This is a genomic window from Pseudomonas sp. 300, from assembly GCF_055803035.1.
The window spans coordinates 1,640,906-1,647,363 of record NZ_JAVLRV010000002.1 but is presented as its reverse complement, the minus strand read 5'-3'; the positions used below and the strand labels follow the sequence as shown (position 1 = coordinate 1,647,363).

The window sequence follows — 6,458 nt, the reverse complement described above, 5'->3', positions numbered from 1 at the left end:
AACGCCGCCAGGCCGTTAACAATTGTAATGAACTGCTTATTTCAGAACAGCGAGTGCCGCTTCGTAGTTCGGTTCTTCAGCGATTTCCTTGACCAGCTCGCTGTGCAGTACGTTGTCGTTCTCGTCCAGCACCACGACGGCACGGGCGGTCAGGCCTTTGAGCGGACCATCGGCAATCGCCACGCCGTAGTTCTCGATGAACTCGGCACCGCGCAGGGTCGACAGGTTCTGCACGTTTTCCAGGCCTTCGGCGCCGCAGAAACGGGCTTGCGCGAACGGCAGGTCAGCGGAGATGCACAGCACGACAGTGTTGGCGACGTCATTGGCCTGGGCATTGAACTTGCGCACCGACGTGGCGCAGGTCGGGGTGTCGACGCTTGGGAAGATGTTCAGTACTTTGCGCTTGCCGGCGAAGCTCGCCAGGGTCACGTCGGACAGATTGCCGGCAACCAGAGAAAAGGCTGGCGCCTTGGAACCGGCTTGTGGCAGTTGGCCGTTGACTTGAACAGGGTTGCCTTTGAGAGTGACTTGAGCCATGAACGGAGTCCTTCTGAACGTTGATGTGGAGAAATTCGACGAGGCAGAAGTTAACCATGAAATGGTCCGGCGACCTACCCCGGATACAAATCGTGATAACTCCTGCAGGTTGGTGTACAGCCAATATTTTGTGAGATGCGCTGTCGATTCAGACTGTGGCCATTCGACCATGCTGTGAACCACTCAAATCCAGCGGAGAAACAACCATGCGATTCATGATCATTGTCAAAGCCAGCCCCGACTCCGAGGCCGGTGTCATGCCCAGTGAAGAACTGCTGACCGCGATGGGCAATTACAACGAGGAACTGGTCAAAGCAGGGATCATGCTGGCGGGAGAAGGCCTGCACCCGAGCAGTAAAGGCGCGCGCGTACGCTTTTCGGGTGACAAACGCTCGGTGATCGACGGCCCGTTTATCGAAACCAAGGAATTGATCGCTGGTTACTGGCTGTGGCAAGTGAAGTCAAAAGAAGAAGCCATCGAATGGGTCAAGCGCTGCCCCAACCCGATGCCAGGCACCGAAGCCGAAATCGAAATTCGCCAAGTGTTCGAGGCGGAGGATTTTGGCGCCGAGTTCACGCCAGAACTGCGGGAGCAGGAGGAGCGGCAGCGTGAGCAAATGAACAAGCGCTGAGTGATGCGGCGATTGTTGGTCCGCCACCGCGAGCGGGCTCCCACATTGGATCTGTGTCGATCACAAATCCAATGTGGGAGTAAACGGGCTCCGGACCAAACTCCGACGAAGAGGTCATCAACCCCGATACATCACTTGGATTTAAGCTTCAGATACGACTGATGCATATCCGAAGCCCAGCCATCGATCACGCCTTTCACGTCATCGGCCTTCATCACCTGCGATTCATTTTCCAACGGTTTACCGGTGCCTTTGCGCACAACCTGGGCCAAAACATTATTGTTGCCGCCATCGAGAAATACCGCCTCCGTAGCCAGGTCTGTTTGCTGATCACGAATCCCGCTGGCGGTACTCACCGCCGCCGCGACCAGCGCAATCGGGATCACTTCATAAGGTTTCAGTCCTTCGGTCTTGCTGCTGACGGCAGTGATCGCCGCGCGCACCACCATCACACCCGGGCCAGGGCCGGAGGCCAGCGGCAGGGATTTGCCGATTTCACGTTTGAGCGCCTGATCGTAGTAACTGGTGATCCCGTTCAGGGTGGCCTGAGGAATTTTTACAGTCGCCTGAGGCTTGGGATACAGCTGCGTCGGTTCGATGTACACGCTTTTGAATTTGTTGATGTCGAGCTTTGGATCGACCCAGCGCATCACCACCGCCCCCGAAGGTGACTGGGCTTCCTTGAGCTGGCTGTAATCCTTGAGAAACCCCGAATACTGGTCCGGCTCGACCTTCTTGCTGGCGCAGCCAACTAAGCCGATCGAGGCAATGCACAGTGTGCTCATCATTAATGCAAACTTCATGCGGTAACTCCTGTAGGGCGGTCGACTACGATTTGGAAACCGGGTTTAACAGGTATAGCCAATGCCGCGCACTTTGTTGTGCAGAATCACAATATTCATCCATCGCTGCCGCCACCCTCCGGCGAAACTGAATCGAACGTGTACGCACGCCTGACGGCAAACGCACCCGGACTTTGGAAGTCGCAATGCCGAATCGTAGATATCCATCGGACGCAAAACCGGTGTCCTGCGCAGGTCAAAATGCAGAAGCGAGCCTGCTCGCGAAGGCGCTTGAAGGCGACGATTCTTTGATCTTCGACATTGTCTAACGGCGCCGAAACAACGGTCGCGGCTCAATCACCGAACGCCCATACAACACGCTCATGCCGACGAGGCCCTTGAGCGCGTCTTCGGCGGACTTGTCTTCGCGCACCGCAAAACTGTCGAATCCGCATTGGCGCATATGGCTGAGTTGATCGCGCAGAACATCACCGATCGCACGTAATTCGCCGGCCCAGCCCAATCGGGTACGCAGCAAATAGGCCTGGCTGTAACCACGACCGTCGCGAAAACTCGGGAAATCCAGTGCAATCAGCGGCAGTTGGTCGAACCACGGCTTGAGGCTTTCCACTTCATCGTCCGGCCCCAGCCACACGCCATGCTGTTTGGGCTCTTGCAGCCAGCAGGCCAGCGGCACAATAACCGGACCTGAGGGCCATCCGGCAGCGAGGTCCCTGACGAGAGTCCACGGATCGGCGCCATCGATCCGCGCCACACCGGCCTCCAGTCGCAGCAGATTGTTCATGCCGACACCTCCAGCAGCTTCGGATAGACCGCCTCCTTGAACGGCTCCAGACCGAGGCGCTGCAGGGTGTCGACGAACAGCTCCTCACTCTCGCGGTAACGCACGAACGTGGCGATGATCTGCTCAATCACGCCGGGCACTTCGGCAGCACTGAAGGATGGGCCAATAACTTTGCCCAGCGCACTGTGCTTGCCCTGAGCGCCGCCGAGAGTGATCTGGTACCACTCGCTGCCGTTCTTGTCGACGCCCAGAATGCCGATATTGCCGATGTGGTGGTGGCCGCAGGCGTTCATGCAACCGGAAATGTTGAGGCTGATATCGCCCAGATCATGCAGGTAATCCAAGTCGTCAAAGCGTGCCTGAATGCCTTGTGCGATCGGGATCGACTTGGCGTTGGCCAACGCGCAAAAATCGCCACCGGGGCACGCGATGATGTCGGTCAGCAAGCCGACATTGGCACTGCCCAATCCGTGCTCGCAGGCCACACGCCAGAGCGTGAACAGGTCCGACTTCGGCACGTCCGGCAGGACAATGTTCTGCTCATGGGCAATGCGAATCTCGCCGAAACCGAACTGCTCGGACCAGTCGGCCACAACATCCATTTGCTCGCCGGTGACATCACCCGGCGGCGAAGCACTGCCCGGTTTGGTCGACAGCACCACACTGGCGTAACCCGGCACCTTGTGCGGCTCGACGTTGCGCGACACCCAGCGGGCGAACGCCGGGTTTTCCGCCAGACGTGTGCCAAATTCGAGGTCGGTGCCATGCAGCGAACGGTAATCCGGCGGCACGAAGGCACTGGCAACACGCTCATATTCGTCACCGGTCAATTGCGCCGGCCCGTCCTTGAGGTACTGCCACTCCTCCTCCACTTCCCTGGCAAAGGCTTCGATGCCGAGCGCCTTGACCAGAATTTTGATCCGCGCCTTGTACTTGTTGTCTCGCCGGCCATGGCGGTTGTAGACCCGCAGCACCGCTTCGACATACGACAGCAGATGCTGCCACGGCAAGCCTTCGCGAATCTGCAGACCAAGAATCGGCGTGCGCCCCAAACCACCGCCAACGATGACTCGCAGGAGCATTTGCCCGTCGGCGTCGGGGTAAAGATAGAGGCCGATGTCGTGCATCATGATCGCCGCGCGGTCTTGTACGGCCGAACAGATGGCGATCTTGAACTTGCGCGGCAGAAACAGGAATTCCGGGTTGATCGTCGACCACTGGCGGAGGATTTCCGCCAGCGGTCGCGGGTCGATCAGTTCGTCGGCGGCCACCCCGGCGAAGGCTTCAGTGGTGATGTTGCGCACACAGTTGCCAGAGGTCTGGATGGCATGCATTTCCACCTCGGCCAGGCGCTCGAGAATCTCCGGCACCTGGGCCAGTTCGATCCAGTTGAACTGCATGTTCTGTCGGGTGGTGAAGTGGCCGTAGCCGCGATCGTAATCCCGGGCGATGCTCGCCAGTGTGCGCATCTGCCGGGCGCTGAGCGTGCCGTAGGGAATGGCCACGCGCAGCATGTAGGCGTGTTTTTGCATGTACAGGCCGTTCTGCAAGCGCAGCGGCAGGAATTCCTCTTCGCTCAATTCGCCCGCCGTGAAGCGTTCGACCTGATCGCGAAACTGCGCAACCCGCTCGAAGACCAGCGCCCGGTCATAGTCGTCGTACTGATACATGTGGCTACCTCATCAGGATGGGACGGGCTCTGCGGCTCGTTTTCTGGGTGTGACTATGGACCTGCGGCGCAGTACGTTACAGATTCAGCTAAACGGTAAAAAACCGTATCAGAATGCGGGCAAGGACCGCAGGCAAGCGTTGTATCTGATCCGCATAAACTCGGTTTTTCTGAGTCTGTTTTGTTTACGCGCGGGTTTCTACAGTGGGTTGCATGCCAGTCCGGGTGGCCTGGCAAGACTTTGCAACCGTGGAAGCATTGACCATGAGCACAGCAATAATCGGACAGGCCTATAACTACAAGGTCGTCCGCCAATTCGTCGTGGCGACCATTTTCTGGGGCGTCGTGGGGATGGCGATGGGGGTGTGGATCGCCTCGCAACTGGTGTGGCCCGAGATGAACCTCGACCTGCCGTGGACCTCGTTCGGGCGTTTGCGTCCGCTGCACACCAGCCTGGTGATTTTCGGCTTTGCCGGTAGCGCGCAGTTCGCCGCCAGTTATTACGCGGTGCAGCGTACCTGCCAGGTGCGGCTGTACTCGGACACCCTCGCTGCCTTCACTTTCTGGGGGTGGCAGTCGGTGATCGTGGTGATGCTGATCACCCTGCCGCTGGGGTACACCACCACCAAGGAATACGCCGAGATCGAGTTCTCCGGCGCGGTGTGGATGACCGTGGTCTGGGTCGCGTACGCCGTGGTGTTTTTCACCACCGTGGTGCAGCGCAAGACCCAACACATCTACGTCGGCAACTGGTTCTTTGGCGCGTTCATCGTGGTGATCGCCATGTTGCACGTGGTCAATCACCTGTCGATTCCGGTGGACTGGTTCAAATCCTATCCGGTGTATTCCGGCGCCACCGACGCCATGGTGCAGTGGTGGTACGGGCACAACGCGGTGGGGTTTTTCCTGACCACCGGGTTCCTCGGGATGATGTATTACTTCGTGCCGAAACAGGTCGGGCGGCCGGTGTATTCCTATCGCTTGTCCATCGTGCATTTCTGGGCATTGATCACCCTGTACATCTGGGCCGGCCCGCACCATTTGCACTACACCGCGTTGCCGGACTGGGCGCAGTCGCTGGGCATGGCCATGTCGTTGATCCTGTTGGCGCCGAGTTGGGGCGGCATGATCAACGGAATGATGACGCTCTCAGGCGCCTGGCATAAGTTGCGTACCGATCCGATTTTGCGTTTTCTGGTGCTGTCGCTGGCCTTCTACGGCATGTCGACCTTCGAGGGGCCGATGATGGCGATCAAAACCGTGAACGCCCTCTCCCACTACACCGACTGGACCATCGGCCACGTGCACGCCGGCGCACTCGGCTGGGTGGCGATGATCACCTTCGGCGCGGTCTACCACATGATTCCGAAAATCTTCGGCCGCGAGCAGATGTACAGCACCCCGCTGATCAACCTGCATTTCTGGCTGGCAACCATCGGCACCGTGCTGTACATCGCCTCGATGTGGGTCAACGGCATCACCCAGGGCCTGATGTGGCGCGCGATCAACGACGACGGCACGCTGACCTACTCCTTCGTCGAGGCCTTGCAGGCCAGCCATCCGGGGTTTGTGGTGCGATTTGCCGGCGGCGTGTGCTTCCTCAGCGGCATGCTGCTGATGGCGTACAACGCCTGGCGCACCGTGCGGGTTTGCGACGTGGCGATGGCTGAACGTGAAGCGCAGATTGCCTGAGGCGAGGAACTTGAGATGATCGAGATAGTGTTGAATGGCTTGGGCGTGGCGGGGCTTTGGCTGGCGGTCGAGTACTGCCTGAAGCAGCAGACCGCGCAGAGTCTGGAAGAGGCGAGTCTGATCCCGTTTGCCGATGACCCGGAGGTGGCGCGTCGGGTGGAGTTGGCGACGGGGAAAGTGGTGAAAGCGGTGGCGCCGGAAGAGCCGAAACCGGGATGGATAAACCTCGAACTCTGAATCACCGCCCATCACTGTGGGAGCGGGCTTGCCCGCGATAGCGGAATGTCAGTCAACGAGTGTGTTGAATGTGATGCCGTCATCACGGGCAAGCCCGCTCCCAC

The 6,458-nt window shown here is 59.0% G+C and carries 7 protein-coding genes; 3 read left to right on the top strand and 4 right to left on the bottom strand.

Going from position 1 to position 6,458, the window contains the following annotated elements:
• Positions 1–36: 36 nt before the first annotated feature.
• Positions 37–537, bottom strand: a complete 501-nt coding sequence (tpx, locus tag Q7W83_RS14120; protein WP_008030203.1) for a thiol peroxidase — start codon at positions 535–537, stop codon at positions 37–39.
• Between the two features lie 206 nt (positions 538–743).
• On the opposite strand from tpx, the gene Q7W83_RS14115 reads away from it, so the two are divergent.
• Positions 744–1,169, top strand: a complete 426-nt coding sequence (locus Q7W83_RS14115; RefSeq protein ID WP_150633644.1) for a YciI family protein — start codon at positions 744–746, stop codon at positions 1,167–1,169.
• A gap of 131 nt (positions 1,170–1,300) precedes the next feature.
• Here the strand turns inward: Q7W83_RS14115 and Q7W83_RS14110 are convergent, their stop codons facing one another.
• The 3 genes from Q7W83_RS14110 to Q7W83_RS14100 all read right to left on the bottom strand — a co-directional run bounded on the left by Q7W83_RS14110 (position 1,301) and on the right by Q7W83_RS14100 (position 4,426).
• Complete coding sequence (locus Q7W83_RS14110; protein WP_150633643.1) at positions 1,301–1,972, bottom strand: DUF3313 domain-containing protein; 672 nt, start codon at positions 1,970–1,972, stop codon at positions 1,301–1,303.
• Between the two features lie 304 nt (positions 1,973–2,276).
• Positions 2,277–2,756 (bottom strand): DUF934 domain-containing protein, encoded by a 480-nt coding sequence (locus tag Q7W83_RS14105; protein ID WP_473656218.1) that lies wholly within the window; start codon positions 2,754–2,756, stop codon positions 2,277–2,279.
• Complete coding sequence (locus Q7W83_RS14100) at positions 2,753–4,426, bottom strand: nitrite/sulfite reductase (RefSeq protein ID WP_473656217.1); 1,674 nt, start codon at positions 4,424–4,426, stop codon at positions 2,753–2,755. The genes Q7W83_RS14105 and Q7W83_RS14100 overlap by 4 nt, the downstream gene beginning before the upstream one ends.
• Positions 4,427–4,689: 263 nt before the next feature.
• Here Q7W83_RS14100 and ccoN point away from each other — a divergent pair, with 263 nt between their 5' ends.
• A complete protein-coding gene (ccoN, locus tag Q7W83_RS14095; RefSeq protein ID WP_473656216.1) occupies positions 4,690–6,117 on the top strand; it encodes a cytochrome-c oxidase, cbb3-type subunit I in 1,428 nt (475 codons plus the stop codon).
• Between the two features lie 15 nt (positions 6,118–6,132).
• The gene (locus Q7W83_RS14090) at positions 6,133–6,354 is read left to right on the top strand and encodes a cbb3-type cytochrome c oxidase subunit 3 (protein ID WP_473656215.1); all 222 of its coding nucleotides are present in this window, start codon (positions 6,133–6,135) and stop codon (positions 6,352–6,354) included.
• Positions 6,355–6,458: the final 104 nt, after the last annotated feature.

Excerpts from the sequence above, each read along its gene's own strand:
- Q7W83_RS14115 (WP_150633644.1), top strand. The coding sequence starts at position 744 with ATGCGATTCATGATCATTGTCAAAGCCAGCCCCGACTCCGAGGCCGGT.
- Q7W83_RS14090 (WP_473656215.1), top strand. The coding sequence starts at position 6,133 with ATGATCGAGATAGTGTTGAATGGCTTGGGCGTGGCGGGGCTTTGGCTG.
- ccoN (WP_473656216.1), top strand. The coding sequence starts at position 4,690 with ATGAGCACAGCAATAATCGGACAGGCCTATAACTACAAGGTCGTCCGC.
- Q7W83_RS14100 (WP_473656217.1), bottom strand. The coding sequence starts at position 4,426 with ATGTATCAGTACGACGACTATGACCGGGCGCTGGTCTTCGAGCGGGTT.
- Q7W83_RS14110 (WP_150633643.1), bottom strand. The coding sequence starts at position 1,972 with ATGAAGTTTGCATTAATGATGAGCACACTGTGCATTGCCTCGATCGGC.
- Q7W83_RS14105 (WP_473656218.1), bottom strand. The coding sequence starts at position 2,756 with ATGAACAATCTGCTGCGACTGGAGGCCGGTGTGGCGCGGATCGATGGC.
- tpx (WP_008030203.1), bottom strand. The coding sequence starts at position 537 with ATGGCTCAAGTCACTCTCAAAGGCAACCCTGTTCAAGTCAACGGCCAA.